Origin of the sequence: Methylovorus menthalis, assembly GCF_020523625.1 — a bacterium.
In the GTDB taxonomy this organism is placed as follows: domain Bacteria; phylum Pseudomonadota; class Gammaproteobacteria; order Burkholderiales; family Methylophilaceae; genus Methylovorus; species Methylovorus menthalis.
Genome location: NZ_JAJAQH010000006.1, coordinates 1,138,376 through 1,152,663, shown reverse-complemented (window position 1 = coordinate 1,152,663; position 14,288 = coordinate 1,138,376). Strand labels below are relative to the sequence as shown.

14 protein-coding genes are annotated in these 14,288 nt (G+C 55.4%); 4 read left to right on the top strand and 10 right to left on the bottom strand.

Translation table 11 applies throughout. The annotated features are described in order from the left end of the window. Positions 1-207 precede the first annotated feature (207 nt). The 3 genes from guaA to LG204_RS11260 all read right to left on the bottom strand — a co-directional run bounded on the left by guaA (position 208) and on the right by LG204_RS11260 (position 3,588). The gene (guaA, locus tag LG204_RS11270; RefSeq protein ID WP_230337888.1) at positions 208-1,815 is read right to left on the bottom strand and encodes a glutamine-hydrolyzing GMP synthase; all 1,608 of its coding nucleotides are present in this window, start codon (positions 1,813-1,815) and stop codon (positions 208-210) included. Between the two features lie 86 nt (positions 1,816-1,901). Then, positions 1,902-3,362 (bottom strand): IMP dehydrogenase, encoded by a 1,461-nt coding sequence (gene guaB, locus LG204_RS11265; RefSeq protein ID WP_230337361.1) that lies wholly within the window; start codon positions 3,360-3,362, stop codon positions 1,902-1,904. Positions 3,363-3,387: 25 nt separating this feature from the next. Then, positions 3,388-3,588: a hypothetical protein gene (locus LG204_RS11260; protein WP_230337360.1), complete on the bottom strand. Its 201-nt coding sequence runs from the start codon at positions 3,586-3,588 to the stop codon at positions 3,388-3,390. A gap of 9 nt (positions 3,589-3,597) precedes the next feature. Here LG204_RS11260 and LG204_RS11255 point away from each other — a divergent pair, with 9 nt between their 5' ends. Next, the gene (locus LG204_RS11255; RefSeq protein WP_230337359.1) at positions 3,598-4,074 is read left to right on the top strand and encodes a DUF4124 domain-containing protein; all 477 of its coding nucleotides are present in this window, start codon (positions 3,598-3,600) and stop codon (positions 4,072-4,074) included. 54 nt (positions 4,075-4,128) lie between these two features. Here the strand turns inward: LG204_RS11255 and LG204_RS11250 are convergent, their stop codons facing one another. Together LG204_RS11250 and LG204_RS11245 are read right to left on the bottom strand one after the other, a co-directional pair. After that, on the bottom strand, positions 4,129-4,431 hold the full coding sequence (locus LG204_RS11250) for an RnfH family protein (protein ID WP_230337358.1): 303 nt from the start codon (positions 4,429-4,431) through the stop codon (positions 4,129-4,131). Positions 4,432-4,444: 13 nt separating this feature from the next. Beyond that, entirely contained in the window at positions 4,445-4,876 is a 432-nt protein-coding gene (locus LG204_RS11245) for a type II toxin-antitoxin system RatA family toxin (RefSeq protein ID WP_230337357.1), read from the bottom strand. Positions 4,877-4,992: 116 nt separating this feature from the next. On the opposite strand from LG204_RS11245, the gene smpB reads away from it, so the two are divergent. After that, positions 4,993-5,451 carry an SsrA-binding protein SmpB gene (gene smpB, locus LG204_RS11240; RefSeq protein ID WP_230337356.1) on the top strand — a complete coding sequence of 153 codons (459 nt, stop codon included), beginning with the start codon at positions 4,993-4,995 and terminating at the stop codon, positions 5,449-5,451. 17 nt (positions 5,452-5,468) lie between these two features. Here the strand turns inward: smpB and LG204_RS11235 are convergent, their stop codons facing one another. Both LG204_RS11235 and LG204_RS11230 read right to left on the bottom strand, forming a co-directional pair. After that, positions 5,469-6,872 (bottom strand): phage tail sheath family protein, encoded by a 1,404-nt coding sequence (locus tag LG204_RS11235; RefSeq protein ID WP_230337355.1) that lies wholly within the window; start codon positions 6,870-6,872, stop codon positions 5,469-5,471. A 72-nt stretch (positions 6,873-6,944) separates the two neighbouring features. Next, positions 6,945-9,560: a chemotaxis protein CheW gene (locus tag LG204_RS11230; protein WP_230337354.1), complete on the bottom strand. Its 2,616-nt coding sequence runs from the start codon at positions 9,558-9,560 to the stop codon at positions 6,945-6,947. A gap of 214 nt (positions 9,561-9,774) precedes the next feature. Between LG204_RS11230 and LG204_RS11225 the strand changes: the two genes are divergently transcribed. Further along, a complete protein-coding gene (locus tag LG204_RS11225; RefSeq protein WP_230337353.1) occupies positions 9,775-11,010 on the top strand; it encodes a putative DNA modification/repair radical SAM protein in 1,236 nt (411 codons plus the stop codon). A gap of 5 nt (positions 11,011-11,015) precedes the next feature. Next, the gene (locus tag LG204_RS11220; RefSeq protein WP_230337352.1) at positions 11,016-11,921 is read left to right on the top strand and encodes a TIGR03915 family putative DNA repair protein; all 906 of its coding nucleotides are present in this window, start codon (positions 11,016-11,018) and stop codon (positions 11,919-11,921) included. Positions 11,922-11,994: 73 nt separating this feature from the next. Here LG204_RS11220 and efp read toward each other — a convergent pair whose 3' ends face one another. From efp to greB, 3 genes are read right to left on the bottom strand one after another with little or no spacing between them, the layout of a single operon-like run. Continuing rightward, positions 11,995-12,552, bottom strand: coding sequence for an elongation factor P (gene efp, locus LG204_RS11215; protein ID WP_230337351.1), 558 nt, complete (start codon positions 12,550-12,552; stop codon positions 11,995-11,997). Between the two features lie 60 nt (positions 12,553-12,612). After that, a complete protein-coding gene (gene earP, locus LG204_RS11210) occupies positions 12,613-13,737 on the bottom strand; it encodes an elongation factor P maturation arginine rhamnosyltransferase EarP (protein ID WP_230337350.1) in 1,125 nt (374 codons plus the stop codon). Positions 13,738-13,756: 19 nt separating this feature from the next. Further along, entirely contained in the window at positions 13,757-14,251 is a 495-nt protein-coding gene (greB, locus tag LG204_RS11205; protein WP_230337349.1) for a transcription elongation factor GreB, read from the bottom strand. Between the last annotated feature and the right edge of the window lie 37 nt (positions 14,252-14,288).

Here is a 14,288-nt window from a genome sequence, read left to right as displayed (position 1 = left end):
AGATTTGTCTGTCAGGGCTTTAGTTGGGGAATTTAATTTGGAGGAGGTTAAGACGCAGACGAGTTGGGGAGCTTGGAAGAGCTGGGGCGAATACATTCGGTCATGCCGCTTGGCCAGGCATTGGGCATGCTGCTTAGATACTGGAGTGTGATTGGATGCTAATCACACTCCAGCCTAGATAGTACGAAATCAGAAGGTGACCTGATTTCACTCCCACTCAATCGTTGCTGGTGGTTTGCCGGAGATGTCATAGACGACGCGGTTGATGCCACGGACTTCGTTGATGATACGGTTGGAGACGCGGCCGAGCAGGCTGTAGGGGAGTTCGGCCCAGTGCGCGGTCATGAAGTCGCTGGTGATGACGGCGCGCAGGGAGACGACGTAGTCGTAGGTGCGGCCGTCGCCCATGACGCCGACGGATTTCACTGGCAGGAAGACGGTGAAGGCCTGGCTGGTGAGGTCGTACCAGCTTTTGCCGCTGACGTCGTCTATGGTGCTACGCAATTCTTCGATGAAAATCGCATCTGCCTGACGCAGCAGATCGGCGAATTCCTGCTTCACTTCACCCAGGATCCGCACGCCGAGGCCGGGGCCTGGGAAGGGGTGACGATACACCATGTCAGGCGGCAGACCGAGGGCCACGCCCAGCTGGCGAACTTCATCCTTGAACAGGTCGCGCAGGGGTTCCAGCAGCTTCAGGCCCAATTGCTCTGGCAGGCCACCTACGTTGTGGTGGCTCTTGATGGTAACGGCTTTTTTGGACTTTGCGCCGCCGGATTCAATGACATCGGGGTAAATGGTGCCTTGCGCGAGGAAAGTGGCGCCTTTGTGGCCACCTGTGCCCGCCTTGAGCTTGGCAGCTTCGGCCTTGAAGACTTCTACGAATTCACGGCCGATGATCTTTCGCTTGGCTTCGGGGTCACTCACGCCAGTGAGTTGCCCCATGAATTGCGCAGTAGCATCCACATGGATCACGCGGGCATGCAGCTGGCCTGCAAACATTTCCATGACCATCTTGCCTTCGTTGAGGCGTAATAGGCCATGGTCAACAAACACACAGGTCAACTGGTCGCCGATAGCGCGGTGGATCAATGCTGCTGCAACGCTGGAGTCCACGCCGCCGGACAGGCCCAGAATGACTTCTTCATCGCCCACTTGCTGACGAATACGCTCGACGGCTTCGCTGATGTAATCACCCATGATCCAGTCAGCGCGGGTCTGGCAGATATCCAGTACAAAGCGGTTTAGCATGGCCTGGCCCTGGCGGGTATGCGTGACCTCGGGGTGGAACTGCACCGCGTAGAATTTGCGCTCTTCATCGGCCATGGCGGCAATCGGCGTGGTGTCGTTGCTGGCAATGACCTTGAAGCCAGGTGGCAATTCGGTCACCTTGTCGCCGTGGCTCATCCATACCTCCAGCAGGCCGTGGCCTTCGCTGTTGGTGCGGTCCTGAATCGCATTGAACAGGGCTGAGTGGCCACGTGCGCGTACTTCGGCAAAGCCGAATTCGCGCTTGGTGCCAGCTTCTACCTTGCCCCCGAGCTGCTGGGCCATGGTTTGCATGCCATAGCAGATGCCGAGCACAGGCACGCCCAGCTCAAATACTGCCTGCGGTGCGCGGTCGGTTTCTTCTTCGTACACGCTGGCATGGCTGCCGGAGAGAATGATGCCGTTGGCGCCAAAGTCGCGCACGAAATCATCAGAAACATCGCATGGATGAATTTCGCAATAAACATGCGCTTCACGCACGCGACGTGCAATCAGCTGGGTGACCTGGGAGCCAAAGTCGAGGATAAGGATTTTCTGGTGAGCCATGGTATTGAGTGCCATTAAAATGATGAAGGGCAAACGGCTTTAATCAGTATCAAAGCGGTTTGCCCATGCATCAATGCAGGTTGATGTTATTCGATATGATAGTTCGGCGCTTCTTTGGTGATCTGCACATCGTGTACATGCGATTCGCGCATGCCGGCCGATGTGATCTGCACAAATTCGGCTTTTTCACGCATTTCGTTGATGCTCTTGCAGCCAACATAGCCCATGGAGGCACGCAGGCCGCCCATCAACTGGTGAATGACGGCAATCACACTGCCTTTGTATGGCACGCGGCCCTCAATGCCTTCCGGTACCAGCTTGTCGGCATTGCCTTCGTTGTCCTGGAAGTAGCGGTCGCTGGAGCCTTTTTGCATCGCGCCCACCGAACCCATGCCACGGTAGGACTTGTAAGAGCGGCCTTGGAACAGTTCGATTTCGCCAGGGGCTTCTTCTGTACCGGCAAACATGCCGCCCAGCATCACCGAGTAAGCACCAGCGGCGATCGCCTTGGAGATATCGCCAGAGTAGCGAATGCCACCGTCGGCAATAAACGGAACGCCGGTGCCACGCAGAGCTTCTTCAACGTTGGATACCGCGCTGATTTGCGGAACACCCACGCCAGCCACAATACGTGTGGTGCAGATGGAGCCTGGGCCGATACCGACCTTGACGCCGTCAGCGCCAGCATCCACCAATGCCAGCGCAGCGGAAGCGGTCGCAATATTGCCGCCGATGACCTGCACTTGCGGGAAGTTCTGTTTAACCCATTTGACGCGATCCAGCACGCCCTGGGAGTGACCATGTGCCGTGTCGACCACGATGGCATCAACACCAGCTTCTACCAGCGCGGCTACGCGCTCTTCGGTGCCTTCGCCCACGCCGACCGCAGCGCCTACGCGCAAGCGGCCATGGGCATCTTTACAGGCCAGAGGGTGATCAGTCGATTTCTGAATATCCTTGACGGTGATCAGGCCCTTGAGATCAAAAGCGTCATTCACGACCAGCACGCGCTCTAGGCGGTGCTTGTGCAAAAGCGCCATGACGGCTTCACGAGCAGCACCTTCCGGCACCGTCACCAGACGCTCGCGCGGCGTCATGATGTTGACGATCGGCTGGTCAAGGTTGGTTTCAAAGCGCAAGTCACGGTTGGTGACGATGCCGACCACCTTGGTGCCATCGACGACAGGCAAGCCGGATATCTTGTGTTGGCGGGTAAGCGCCAGTACATCACGTACGGTCATGTGCGGTTGAATGGTGACAGGGTCGTTGACCACGCCGGATTCAAAACGCTTGACGCGAGCCACATGCGAAGCTTGCGTCTGGATATTCATGTTCTTGTGGATGATGCCCATGCCGCCTTCCTGGGCGAGCGCAATCGCCAGTGGGGCTTCCGTCACGGTATCCATGGCAGCGGACACAAGAGGAATGTTGAGACGGATGGAGCGGGTGAGCTGGGTGGCGAGGCTTACTTCGCGTGGCAGCACATTGGAGTGTGCCGGTACCAGTAATACGTCATCGAAGGTAAGCGCTTGTTGCAACAGACGCATATAATTTCTTTCCGACAAAAGCTAATTATACCGATTTGCCGTATTTCGGTAAACGACCATCATGTGTTGTTGTAAGCAACCTACCCCATTTTTCACAAAGCACCTTTGCCAGCCCCTGCTTTATTGACCCTGTAACGAGATAAACCGCAGGCCTCCAAGCAGCATTGGTCAGGTGTGCATTGACTAGAGACGCCACTGGTTTTACGCTAGCTTGAATCTTAGCCAAGGAATTTCCATGATGCATTCGCGCTTGCTCGCTATCGCTCTATTGCTGTTGCCACTGGCGGCGATAGCCGATGTTTATAAATGGAAAGACACCAATGGCACCACGCGTTACTCGGATATTCCCCCCAATAACCTTCCATATGAAACTGTAGGTGGGGGCAAGATAGCCGCACCTGCGCCAAGCCCCGCCAAGGCCCCCGTCGAAGAAGGCGCCTCCAACAAGGATCCCAAACTGGCGAAAGAAATTGATGCCCAGCGTCGGCGGGATGATGCGGAAAGATCCAAAAAACAGGATCAGCAAAAGCAAGCTGCTGACAAACAGAAACAGGAGAATTGCGCGACAGCACGCGGCAATCTTGCCAACTATCAGCAAGGCGGCCGTATCTACAAGATGAATGCCGATGGCGAGCGCGAGTATCTGGATGACAATGCGATTGATAAAGGGCTGGAGGATGCCCAGAAGCAGGTCGATAAATACTGCAAGTAGAGAACACGGGTTTTAATCTATGACTAAGCGGTGTGTGATATGACCCCCGCTTTTTTAACGCTTTTTCATGTCCCGGCCCTCGGCAGCACGCTTTCTGCGGATCGCTTTTGGGTCTGCCAGCAGTGGGCGGTAAATCTCGACTCGGTCCCAGGCGCGTAAGGGCGTTTGCAAGCTGGCAGCCTTGCCGAAAATGCCAATCTTGTTTGTGCTGAGGTCAATCTGGGGAAATTCAGTCAAGATGCCGGAGCGGACAATCGCCTGCTCTGCGGTTGCGCCATTTTCCACCATGAGCGGAATAATGCGCTGCCTGTCGGGTTCGGCGTAGGCAACTTCAACCAGTATTTGCGGGGAGTCCATGCGGGGTGTGAGTCTAGCGGTAAACCTCGTCTGCCCGTACTACGAAAGCATCGACGAAGGTATTGGCAATGTGGCTGAATACCGGCGAAATCAGTTTCTCCAGCAAGCCATTTGAAAATTCATAGCTCAGGCGAAACTCGATCTTGCATGCTTCCTCTGCCAAGGGAATAAAACGCCATACACCTTCCAGATGGCGAAAAGGCCCGTCCTTCAGGCGTATTTCCATGATGGTAGGGTAGGTCTTGATATTCTGGGTAGTGAAGTGCTGCTTGATGCCGTGGTAATCAATGCGCAAGGTGGCGGTGGTCGATACCTCGTCGCGCTGGATGACTTCAGTGCCGCCGCACCAAGGTAAAAATGCGGGGTAGTTTTCAACGGCATCTACCAGCGCATACATGCGCTCGCAGGAGTGCGGGACCAATACTGTTTTTTCAACCTGAGCCATCGGAGCTTTGCAACTGGAGTAAAATGGCAATTTTAAGCCATATTCCCGGTGAGACACCATAAACTTTGACCAGGCTTGCATGGTCATGCATGGATGTATCACCGGAACGGATAGACATGAGCATTGCACAGAACAAAAAAGCATTTCACGATTATTTTATCGAGGAAAAATACGAAGCGGGCATCGTGCTGGAGGGCTGGGAGGTCAAGGCCATACGGGATAACCGTATCCAGCTGAAAGAAGCCTACGTCATCATCCAGCGCGGGGAGATTTACCTGATCGGCTGCCATGTGACGCCATTGGGCTCTGCTTCAACGCACGTTCGGCCGGATGCCATTCGCACCCGCAAGTTGCTTCTGCATTCTGAAGAAATTGCCAAGCTGATCGGCAAGGTGGAACGCGCCGGCTATACGCTGGTGCCGCTTGATTTGCATTTCACACGCGGGCGCATCAAGCTGCAAATCGGGCTGGCCAAGGGCAAGAAACAGTACGACAAGCGTCAGACCGAGAAAGAGCGCGACTGGAAGATGGAGCAGAGTTCACTCATGAAACGTCACGTGAAATCGCAGGCCTGATTGGCCTATGGCCTGCTTCAGGCAGGTGGGCGCAGCATGAAGCTGAGTTGCATGTGAACAAACTCTGATGGGCGCTGTGTAGCAAGACCGATCTCCAGCCGTACACGCCCATCCACCACATCCTGCAGGGTCATGGTAATGCCCTGACCCACGCGAACAAAAAAAGCCTGCTCGGGCTTATCCCCCAAAAAAACACTGTTGCGCCACAGCATCATCAGAAATATTTCGACACTGGATTGCAGTTTTTGCCAGGTGGCTGCCGTATTTTCTTCAAACGTCAGCCAGCCAACACTGCGCCGAACGCAGGTTTCAATCCAGGTGCACAAGCGCCTGGTGGGCACATAGCGCCATTCATTATCATTGCCCGCGAGGGTGCGGGCACCCCATACCAGCGTGCCTTTGTGCGTGAAAAGCCGGATAGGGTTGATAGACTTCCCACGCGTGACATCCACATTCATGGTTTCGTAGTCTGCCACCGGCAGTTCCACAGCGGGAGCGTTCACCAATGCCAGTGTCATGTTGGCGGGGGCTTTCCAGATGCCGCGGTTGCGATCCTGTGCGGCATAACATCCGGCGATGGCGCCTGAGGGTGGCAGGGCGCGCGGCTGTGCATGAATGGCAGCAATCACGGCAGTATACAAGGCGCGCTGATGCGCGAAGAGATTTGCAAGGGAAGCGACGGTGCCATCTGCAAGGGTGACGCAGATATTGGTTTCGTCCAGGCGGCGCGGCAAGCTGACCATAAGATGGGGGGCGTAGACCGAGCCCCAGGCCAGATGCTGTTGACCGATGGCTTGCTCACGAAATATTTCTACGCCCTCGTGAAAATGTTGCGCCAAGCTAGGGGTATTGCCCGTGGCAGGCTTGATCACCATGTCAAGAATGGCGAAACGGTCATGGCAGGTGGCAGCGTGGGATAAGGTCGCATCAGCCAAGTTGCGATAATCGGCAAGGCTGAGCGCCTGCATCTCGGGAATGATGATCAGGTCGATGCCCTGCATGGTGGCTGCCACGTCAAGCCCCGCCTGTAGCTCCGCCAGCTGTAAAGGCTCGCCGGGGGATTTGAATCTGCCGGTAGAAATAACCCAGCAATCCTGTCCGCCATTGGCAAAAAACAGCTCGAGGCTGTCATGCAGAACGTGCGGACTGCTTGATTGCACGACGGCTGCGGCTGTACCGTCTGCATGAATGGTGACTGCAAACCCGCTTTCCGGATACGCGCTACCAAATAGCTGAATGAATTCCCATTGATGGCTGATACGGCGAGGTATGAGCGTGAGTGGTTCCTGGGATGTCCCAGCGATCTCTGTATACCCAATAAATACCGGTACTCCGCTCGCCATAGCCTCGATGGCGGGCGGAGTTGTTGCTGTTTCTTCTACATACACGCCAGGCGTGGAGTATTCCTTAGGCATGTTCATGATCTCGCGCGGATTTCAAGCCGCCATCATACTCGCTTGTGCGCGGTGTCTTGCTATATGCGCCGATGGCAATCAAGCCGCTATCTGCACGACATTGTTTTCCAGCGCCTGCTGGTAGTTATGTATCTTCTTCCACAGGCTTTGCGTGGATAGCACGATCAGCAGATTGTCCTTGCCACTATCGGATTTAACCCGGGTGACGCCTTCGGCAGGCGTATTGCCGATGGAGAAGATGGTTGCGATAAGCTCAATATTCGAAGGCACGATCGATGGAATCTCGCCCAGTGCGCTGACCAGGATGCCAAAACGTGGAGATTCATCCGTCGCTTCGATCACAATCACTTGTCGATTTTCAGGCGCGGTGTGGCACTCGGTATTGATCAGTTTTGCCAGATTGAGCACCGGGATGACGCCGCCTCTATGCTGCATGACGCCCTCCAGGATATGCGCACTTTCCGGCAGCTGCTTGATGTTTTCTGGCTGCACCGCTTCCAGTACCTGGCCAGCGGGCAGCGCCATCCACTCATTACCGACATAGAAGGTGGCATATTCTTCGGCGCCCGCTACCGGCGTGCTGCTCGAGGTGGGCTTGAATTGCGTGTGCTGGTAGGCGTTGTCGGAGGTGATCATGGCATCAATATCCGCTGCGTTGCCCAGTGGAATGAAGATCAGCGCCGTGACCGGATTCTGGTAGGGGTCATTCGGTCCTTTGAACTCGCGATAGCCAGAGGATGCTCGCGAGCCAACTGCGTAATAGCGACCTTCATGCAGTACGATATCGAACGCGGCTTCGCCCGGTGCCAGCTTGCACAAGGAGGGCTGGATGGTGAACGTGCTGCCCACGCTGAATGCGGGCAGGGTGGAAGAGATGACCTGCAAATCGCCGTCCACATAAAGCGTGAAGCTGCCGGGAATAGGCTCGCCTGCTGTGTCGCGCGGCAGGGCATCTGTCAGCATGGCAGAAAACTGCGGGGTGCTGTCGAAGACAATACCAATGCCGCCCACGATGCCCACGTCATCCTCGGATCGAATGGCGGCGGCGTAAATGTAAGTCGGCTTGTTTTTGTACAGCGGTGTGGCCTCAAAGCGCGATACCACGTAATCCTGCGAACTGCGCAGCCCTCTCAGGCGCGACATCCATTCGGCTTCGATAAAACTGCCCACGCATTCGTTATAAGCCGGGTTGGAGACGGCGATGATCTCACCCTGGCGATCAAACACCACCAGGTTGGCATACACTGTGTACAAGCCGTTGATATACGACAGTACTTTTTCGATGGCGGCGACATCGCTGCGGGAGCGGTTGCTGCGGCTCAGCAATTGACGGAACGTCGTCGTCAGTGCCCACCAGCGACAGTCGTTGGCGCGCTCATAGAGGTTTCGATCCATGATGTCGACGGCAAGTGAAGCAAAGAAGCGCGAATTTTCCAGCATGACCGATACCACGGTTTGATAGAGGTCGGATACCGTGGTCTCAATCACATTTTGTGTCTTGAAACCGGTATTGCTGATTTCCCATAACAAGGTCTTGGAAAAGCTAGATTGATGCGCGGTCTGACCAGATTCGCGCTTTTGCCAGATATTGCCATTCCACACCGACTGGTTGAGCCGGTTTTGAATGGTGGATGCCTGCTTGGGAATGCCCAGCAGGGTTTGCGAGAAAAGCAGCGGGCTGCGCATGACCTTGGCGAGCAGCTTTTTGTCGATGCCTGCTACGGAGGTCGCGATATCGCCATCAAACGCATGCTCCAGCGGAATCATGGCGTGACCTATCCAGCCCGGCCCCATGTAACCCTGGTAGCCCTTGGTCTGGCAGGTGACGGCGATATATTCACGCCCGGCAAAACGGGTGAGTAGGTAATCCTTGTCGGCAGCCACTTCAAGCGGGGCGCCAATGGGGATCTGGTACTTGTCGCTACTGGCGACGACGCACCCTTTTTGATCCAGCAATAGGCCCACGGCCCAATCCTGGTGCGAGATTAAGTCACCAAATACACCTTCCATTTCATTTTCAAAACGGAAACACAGGCACAGCACGCCAGCCACGCGCTGGTTGCTGGTGGTAACGCGGTAGGCATATATCAAGCTGGTATTCTGCTCGGGGAGCAGATCGGTTTTGCGGAACACCTCCACATAGGCTTCCGTAGTTTCCAGCGCTTCAGCAATCAGGGCATCCTGACTTTGCGACACGGGGTTTTTCTCATCCAGTTGCACCAGCACATTGCCATCGGTATCGAGCAGGATGATGTTGGAATAGACCGAGTATTTTTTGACGTATTCGCGAAAGCGGTGGCGCAGGGCATCCACGTCCGAGGGGTAGGCCGCACCACTGAAATGCTTGTCCAGAAACGCACGAATATCGTCATCCGTCGCCAGGAAGCCGATATCTGCGGTGCGCTCGAAAAGATTGCGCACCACGATGTCGACCGTTACCTGGGCTTTGGATGTGAGAGAGGTCACTGTCTTGTCCAGCGTTTCTTCCGCCAGGCTATTCAGCACATCGTTGGTGACCTGGCTGAAGGCCTGCCGGGTTTCCGTCATGTCGGTGCCGGTGCCCGAAAGCTGGCTCAGCAAGGAGAGGTTGTCCCATACATTCTGCAATTGGTGTAGGCCATCCCGATAACGGTTAAGACTGACCATGCTGTCTATCATGTGACAGTGGCTGCTAGGGATTTGATCGGTAGGCATAGAAGGCTCACTTTCTTGTATGGGTACGGCGCGTAGAAATATATAGCAAAACTTGTGCCCGTTGATGTTGACAGGGGTGTTATTGCTATAACCAGCGCTCTCCAGCGTTGTTTTTTCTGCCATTAGCACCAACAAATCGGTAGTTGCCGAAGCACAATGCGATGCAAATTTTCACTTGCTAGGCAGCTGGAGTGAACGAACGTACAATAGATTCATGCAGCTAAAACAGAAGTTGGAAATATTGGCAGATGCCGCCAAATACGATGCCTCGTGTGCCTCGAGCGGTACCGAGCAACGCAACTCGCGCGATGGCAAAGGCATAGGCTCCACCACAGGCATGGGCATTTGCCATAGCTATGCGCCGGATGGTCGTTGCATTTCGCTACTGAAAATTCTACTGACGAATTTTTGTCTGTATGACTGCGTTTACTGCGTTAACCGGGTCACCAGCAATGTGCCACGGGCGCGCTTCAGCATTGATGAGGTGGTACAGCTGACCTTGTCGTTTTATCGCCGTAACTATATCGAAGGCCTGTTTCTCAGCTCCGGCATTATCCAGAGCCCGGATTACACCATGGAGCAGGTGGTGGAAGTGGCGCGCGTGCTGCGTGAAGAGCATGATTTTCGCGGTTATATCCATCTGAAAACCATCCCCGATGCCAGCCCTGAGCTACTGGCGCGTGCCGGGCGTTATGCAGACCGGCTAAGTATCAATATTGAGCTGCCCACGGCGGCGAGCCTGTCGACCCTGGCACCAGAAAAAGATGGCGTGGCGATTCGTGTTTCCATGGCCCGATTGCGTGAGCGCATTGATGCGAGCAAAGATAAAACCCTCACGGGCAAGCGCCCGCCGCGCTTTTCCCCCGGAGGTCAAAGCACCCAGATGATCGTCGGGGCCGATGCCACGGATGACAGAACCATCCTCAGCACCAGCGCCGACCTCTATGGCCAGTATCGTTTGCGGCGCGTGTATTACTCGGCGTTCAGCCCCATTCCGGATGCAAGCCCGGTGTTGCCCTTACAATCACCGCCGCTGGTGCGCGAGCACAGGCTGTATCAGGCCGATTGGCTAATGCGGTTTTACGGTTTTGAGTCCCATGAAATCATCACCGGTGAGCAAGGCATGCTGGCCTTGGACATGGATCCGAAGACCGCTTGGGCCTTGCAGAATCGCGCCATGTTCCCGGTTGATATCAACCGTGCCCCTAAAGCCACACTGCTAAGGGTTCCAGGCCTGGGCGTACGTAATGTGCAGCGTATTCTCTCGGCACGCCGCGTAAGGGCAGTGCGGCTGGATGATCTGGTGCGCATGCGGGCGCCGGTCAACCGCATGCTGCCGTTCATTCAACTGCCTGACCATCACCCCGGCGCCACGCTGGATGCAGCCAGCCTGCCTGCCCAGCTGAAAGAAACGCCAACCATGCCGCAGCAATTGGGATTATTCCTGTAGTCGATATGGAAACGGTTTATCTCCAGCATGAAACCGATATGGAAGGCTGGCGCGATGCGGCACGCCGCCTGATTCTGTCAGGCGTGGCCCCGCACGATGTGTACTGGTGTGTCAGGCCGGCCGAGGAGTCTATTGAAAACGCTACTCAAAATTGTATAGTCCAGCGCGATATTTTTTCCATGGCATCCGCGGAGTCCGTGCCTGACTCAGCCGGGCAGGCACCACCACCCATGGAAGGCCAGCGGCTGATGGTGTCACGGCAGTTTGTCGAGCTTGCTCGCGCTGTCATTTTGCATTCATCGGCAGAGCGGTTTGGCTTGCTCTACCGGGTGCTATGGCGTTGCCAGCTTGAGCGCGGGCTGATGCGGCTGACCGGCGATGCCGATGTTGCCCGCCTGCATGCTATGGCGAAAGCGGTGGGGCGCGACAAGCACAAGATGAAAGCCTTTGTGCGCTTTCGTGAAACCGTTCTGGACGGGCATCCACGCTACCTGGCCTGGTTTGAGCCTGAGCATCACATCATGGCGGAGATTGCGCCTTTTTTTATTGGCAGATTCACCACGATGGATTGGACCATCATGAGCCCGCGCATGGGCATGCGTTGGGATGGCAAATCCTTGCACTTCTTGCCGGGCGGCAAGCCGGAAGCCTTGCAGGAAGAGGATGCCAGTGAGGCGCTGTGGCTGAGTTACTACCGGCATATTTTCAATCCGGCACGGCTCAAACTCAAGGCCATGCAAAAGGAAATGCCGAAAAAATACTGGCACAATCTGCCCGAAGCCGAGCTGATTGAAGAGTTGATTGCCGAGGCAGGAGCGCGTACCCAGGCCATGCTGGATAGGCACCCAGAAGTGCCCAAGCGGAAAATAGTTGGCTACAAGCGGAAACCTGATGATGGAATCATCGAGTAGGGGCGCAAATAAAAAAGGGAGCCGAAGCTCCCTTTTTGCATGGTGAGTGCCACCATGAAATGCAGTGTATCGCTTACTTGACGCGGTTCTTGTATTCCAGCGTGCGGGTATCGATTTCGATCTTGTCGCCGATGTCGCAGAACAAAGGTACTGGCAGTTCAAAACCGGTGGAGATACGGGCAGGCTTCATTACCTTGCCGGAGGTGTCGCCCTTGACCGCTGGCTCGGTGTAGGTGATTTCGCGAACCACCGAGTTTGGCAGTTCAACGGAGATAGGCTTGCCGTTGTAGAACACCACTTCACATTGCATGCCGTCTTCCAGGAAGCTCAGGGCATCGGCCATGGTTTCGGCTTCGATTTCGTACTGGTTGTATTCGGTATCCATGAACACGTACATCGGGTCAGCAAAGTAGGAGTAGCTCACTTCCTTCTTTTCCAGCACGACAACATCAAACTTGTCATCGGCTTTGTAAACCGCTTCGCTCGGGGATTCGGTGAGCAGATTCTTGAATTTCATCTTGACCACGGAAGAGTTGCGGCCCGATTTGCTGTATTCGGCTTTGAGTACGACCATGGGATCGTTACCCACCATAAATACGTTGCCTACGCGAAGTTCCTGAGCTGTTTTCATTGTGTTGTCCTGCGACCTTAAAAAGGGTGAAGTGTAAAAAGCCGCGAATTATACCCTAGATTATTGAAAATTTCTCACAAAAATCACTAGCTTGGCCGCCAGATCGTCTTGTGCAGCAAGGGCTTGCGATTGCTGCTTTGCATGCTGCTGAATGGCGGGCAAGGCATGCACCAGTTGGGGCCAGCTCTCGGCTGCCAGTTGCAGTTGCGCCCATTGCCGATGAAACGATCTCCAGACATCGGCGGCTTCCGTTTGCAGTGGCGGCAGGTAGCGTTGCAAAAACGCTTCCAGCTTGACCAGGTGCGTATCCTCGCTCTGAATATAGGGTTGCCATATAAAAGGGCGTCCTGCCCAGATGGCGCGGATCCAACTGTCTTCCCCCCGCACAAAATTGAGATCGCACGACCACAAGAGCTGGTCATACTGCGCCTGGCTGAGAAATGGCAGGATATGGATGCTTAGCGTACCTTGCGAATAATGATCACCGGGCAGGAGTTTTTCTGTGCCAAAAAACTGGCTGACAGGGGCCAGCAGGCTGCTTTCCGGTATCAGGCACGCCACCGGTCTGTCGCCATTCGCCATGGCGGTGAACAAGGCGGCGAGGCTCGCTTGCGGATAGGCAAACAGCGAAACCCGCAAGGCATTGGCAGGCGTCACCGCCATGCTGAAAGCGGCGGTGGACAATGCTGGCGCGGTATCTCTGTCTTCCATCAAGCGGCGTTCGCGCAATAGCCCCCCCGTGTTTTCCGTAAAGCCTGGGAAGAAAAATGTTTTCTTGAGCGCTAGTCGGGGGTGAGGGGAGGGCTGCAGGTGAAACTCTTCCACCCAGGCCTCTGCACTGAGATATTCCAGGTTGATCCATACCGGCGCATGCGCGACCATGGCGTTGATGTAGGGCTCGGGCAACTCGCAGGCAAATGCCTCGATCACGACATCGGCTATCCGGTCAAATTGAAATTCCGGCGACCAGTGAGCGATGGTGACCCCATCCAGCACCTGCTCGGACAGCTGCGTATCCAGCGCTGGTAGCAGACGTTGTGCCACCGGCAAGGTATCGACCCACAGCCTGACATCCAGTGAATACTCATGGGCCAGTTGGCGGGCCAGGCGCCAGCAAACGCCGATGTCGCCGTAGTTATCGACGATGCGGCAGAAGATATCCCAGCGTTGTCGCTTGTCCGTCATGCGTGCGTCCAGTGTCCGTTCAGCTTTCGGGCGGGCTGTAACGGATATCAATGATTTCGTAGCTCTCCTCACCGGCGGGCGTTTGCGCCCGGACCACATCCCCGATCTGTTTGCCCAGCATGGCGCGGGCGAGCGGCGAAATCCAGCTGATATAGCCACGGGTCGGGTCGAGCTCATTCTGACCAACGATGCGGTAATGGTGCTCGATGTCGCGCTGCAGTGAGTAAAGCGATACCCAGGCACCAAAAAATACCTTCTCCAGCGACTGCTGCTCTTTGGGGTCGACGATTACGGCCAGGTCCATGCTTTTCATCAGAAAACGCAGCCGCGAATCGATCTGGCGCAGGCGTCTTTTGCCATAGATATAATCGCCATTTTCGCTGCGGTCGCCATTGCTCGCCGCCCACGAGACATCGCTCACAACCTTGGGGCGCTCAATCTTGTAGAGCTGTTCGAATTCCGCCTTGAGGGTGGCGTAGCCTTCCGGCGTAATGTAATTTTTCTGGTCTGCCATATCGCTTCGCGCCATCTGAGTGGCCTATATGTTAACC